Below are 3712 nucleotides of genomic sequence, written 5' to 3'. Positions count from 1 at the left end.
GCTGAATCCTGCCTCTACTAGCAAAGCTAATTTTGGTCTTACAGCTTCATGTCTAGTCCGACTACACCTACAAGGCAAGCACTCTTAGGGACTACTCCCCAAGCGTAAATTCGGGTATGCCCTACCCTATTTAATTTTTTTTATCTCCCACCTATGCCGTACTTTTTTTGATTAGAGCAGTAAGGTATTGGGGCAACCCGAAATGGGTTGGTGACACTAGCTTTTGTCCAACGGTCAGTTCGCGTGTCACGACTACACATCTGATTTTCCGCTTACCAATCAGTTTAACACAAAGCCGTCCTAAAAGGGCGAGGCTTTAAACCCAATTTTTCGGTAAAGATAAAAAAAGCTAAACTGCAAGTATAGTCATGGTTTCGGCCTTGGATTCCCCTCTCGGCATCCACAGGAAACTATGCTCGGCTTGATTATGCTGACGAAATCAGGGAAAGGGCAATGGCTAGGGAGAAGATGTAAGATTTGTCCAAATCGGATTACCATAGATAAACTCTTGGATAAGAATCCTCGACTGACGGGTAGAATGATAGATAGCAATCATTAATAGAGCTTATGAACGAAAATGCTACACCGACTCAGCGCACGGCCGAGAAAGTTGAAATCGCTATTCACCTTGACTCGGAAGTTTTAGAACAGATTAAACACCTGACTAACGATCCTAGTCGCATTATCGAAACAGCGATTAAACAGTGGCTAAGAGGGGAAAGGGAACCGGATGAGGACTTAACCCGCCATCTTCGACGCAATCCTCCCGTACCCCCCAAAGGGGAATGGAATGACTAAGATTTTTCAGTCTCTAATAGGTTATTTCCCGACGGAGAGACTGAAATATTTTCTTAGGTTAACCATTGATAGTAATTGAGATTTTTTCCCCAACTAAGCTGGTTAATAGTAGTATTGCCTGTAACAGCAACGCAACGGTTTAAGCTATTTACCTACTGCTCTGGTTTGCAGTAGGCTTAGTTATCGTGTAACCCATAGGTGTATAGATTATTATGCCGTTGAATAAACAGGCTATCTTAGATGACATTTTTCGCAAAGCACCACCGTTGAACTCTGAGGACGACTGTGCTGAGAATGTTGTTATTCCTTTCATAATGAGGCTTGGTTACGACAGGAACCAGATACGTCGAAAAGTCTCAATCACTGGAACTTCAGGACATAGATTTAGAAAACAAGCTGATATCGTTGTTTATATTGGGGAACGTCCGGCTCTTGTGGTTGAAACCAAGCGTATTCAGCATCGATTGAGCGAGGAGGATGTTAACCAAGCGCTTTCCTATGCTCAACTTCTTGAACCATCTACACCAATTGCAGTTCTGACTAATGGACGTGATTGGGAGATTTATTATTTGGATAGAGACGATATTGGCGGATTAGAATCCGTTCCTGAACCGCAAGAGCTTGAAAGCACAATACTTACTGTCTCTAGCAATGTAGTTCAATTTGAAAAGCGACAAGCTGCTGAGCGACTTTTAGTAACTATTGAAAATAAAGGTGACTTAGAAATAGCATTTAGGGAATGTCGAAAAGAGTTAGCTAAAGAAGGACTCATTGCCGAGTCTGCATTTGATGAGCTAACTAAAATTCTCACTTGTAAGTTTAACGAAGAGAAAAGAGATGCTGAAGGCCTTGCACCCAATCGCTTTACATCTTCCTGGCTTCTTGGCAGTGGACCTCTAGCTGCTTTACAGCAAATGTTTACTGACGCAAAACAGACTTTTAATGTATTCCCTACGGGAACTAAAATTCAAATTAGAAGCAACGAAACTGTTGAAAAAATTGTTCGTGAATTAGAGCCTTTTGGTCTTTATGGTTTTAAGACACCACTTGGCTTGGCTGGAGCAGGAGGAGATGTAGTTGGTTCTGTTTATGAAGCCTTTCTTACTGGAACACTCCGAGGGGACTTAGGACAGTATTTAACCCCAAGACAATTAGTTGAGTTCATGGTTGAGATAGCTGATATAAAAATTGGAGAAAAAGTCCTTGATTTATCATGCGGAAGTGGTGGCTTTCTTATTAGAGCGTTTATTAATGTCCGCAAAAAAATTCGATTTCTTGATTCTAGCCAAGATGAAAAAGATCATTTAGTTAGTAATCTTGTCACGAATAATCTATGGGGAATTGAGATAAATCCTCGGTTAGCCACTTTATGTCGAATAAATATGATTTTACATGGTGATGGCTATGAACATATTTATACAGGAGATTCAATTAGAGAAGATGTTTTTGAGAATACAGATGGACGCAGAACTGATTTTTTAAATATTGAGCAAAATAACGCAGCAATGTTTGATGTAATTCTCATTAATCCCCCGTTCAATATACCCTATGAAGATTCTGCTACTTTAAACCGGTATTATCTAGGACGAGGTAAAGCTGCTCAAGGTTCAGACTATTTGGTTCTTGAGAGAGCAATTCGACTATTAAAGCCTGAAACTGGACGTTTGCTAGTTATTTTGCCCCATGGTGTTGCCAGCGGAGTTTCCGAGACTGAAGTTCGCAACTTTGTGAAATCTCGTACACATATTCATGGTTGTATAAGCTTACCTGTCGGATCATTTAAGCCGTTTGGGGGGTCTAATGCTAGAACCTGTGTTTTGTATCTCAAGAAGACTACTGGAGACAATAAAAAGCGTTTTTTAGCACAAGCAGAACACGTTGGCTATGACATTACCTCAAAATATTATAGAGAAACTGATCTCAATGATTTACCTGTTATCGCGGAAGCCTATCATAGAGTAAAACTAGAACTGCAATGACTATCGAGTTAATTAAACCACACCCTTTAATATTAACAATCACTGAAGAATCAGCCCGTAGTATCGATACAGTTGATGCTGGTGCAGCTTATACACAATATTTGCATGAGCAAATAGGTGAGTTTGAACAGCAGCCTTTAGGAAACTTTGTAGATGTTGTATCAAGAAGCGTTAATCCACGCTCTAGTAGATATGCTGGTCAAATATTTGAATATATAGATTTACGAGAAGTAGATGATATTTATGGCTATATATTAACTCTTAAACTTAATCAAGGAAATGAGATTGGAAGTACAAAACATCGCTTTCAAAAGAATGATATTCTCTTCGCCAAGATCATGCCCAGCTTGGCCAACAAAAAGATTGCGCTAGTAACTCAAGATGTAACTAACGCAGTAGCTTCAACTGAATTTATTGTTTTGCGAAAAAAATCACAAGCCGAGATTAATCTTTATTACCTTTTTCGGGCTTTACGTTCTGATCATTTTACCCGACAAGCGACAGCAAACGTTACTGGTGCAACGGGGCGACAGAGAATTAGCCCGTCTAGATTACTAGAATTACAAATAATTGTTCCCCCAGAAGAGATTCAAACACAAATTGGAGATGCTGTCGAACAAGAGTTTACGCTAAGGACATTGGCGGCAGAACAATCAAAGAAAGCTGATGACTTAGCTCAGCTTGTACTTGGTAATCTAACTCTTAGAACCGACAGCTAGAAAGCGCGGAAGGTAGGTTGGGTTGACGACTGTTACCCAACACCCCATCCAATAACCAGGCAAAATCATTTATAATTAGGGTCTGCTGAAAAAGTTATTGAAAAGCACAGGTCTCTTAATCAATGATTTCACTTAGCTACAAGCATAAGCTTTAGTTGTTGATTAGCTTCTAAGCTATAACTTATTGTCATCATTGACCCAGAAAAAGTGCGGTTT

Annotated in this window: 3 protein-coding genes; all 3 read left to right on the top strand. The window is 39.9% G+C overall.

Annotated elements, in window-relative coordinates; genetic code table 11:
* Positions 1–567 precede the first annotated feature (567 nt).
* The 3 genes from IM319_RS12000 (at position 568) to IM319_RS11990 (ending at position 3496) form a co-directional block, all read left to right on the top strand.
* On the top strand, positions 568–798 hold the full coding sequence (locus IM319_RS12000; RefSeq protein WP_061433385.1) for a type II toxin-antitoxin system CcdA family antitoxin: 231 nt from the start codon (positions 568–570) through the stop codon (positions 796–798).
* Between the two features lie 212 nt (positions 799–1010).
* Positions 1011–2777 carry an N-6 DNA methylase gene (locus IM319_RS11995; RefSeq protein WP_287735765.1) on the top strand — a complete coding sequence of 589 codons (1767 nt, stop codon included), beginning with the start codon at positions 1011–1013 and terminating at the stop codon, positions 2775–2777.
* Complete coding sequence (locus IM319_RS11990; RefSeq protein ID WP_287735763.1) at positions 2774–3496, top strand: restriction endonuclease subunit S; 723 nt, start codon at positions 2774–2776, stop codon at positions 3494–3496. The genes IM319_RS11995 and IM319_RS11990 overlap by 4 nt, the downstream gene beginning before the upstream one ends.
* Positions 3497–3712: the final 216 nt, after the last annotated feature.

It is taken from the genome of Microcystis sp. M113S1 (assembly GCF_020246945.1).
In the GTDB taxonomy this organism is placed as follows: Bacteria; Cyanobacteriota; Cyanobacteriia; order Cyanobacteriales; family Microcystaceae; genus Microcystis.
This window is presented reverse-complemented; position numbering and strand designations above follow the sequence as displayed.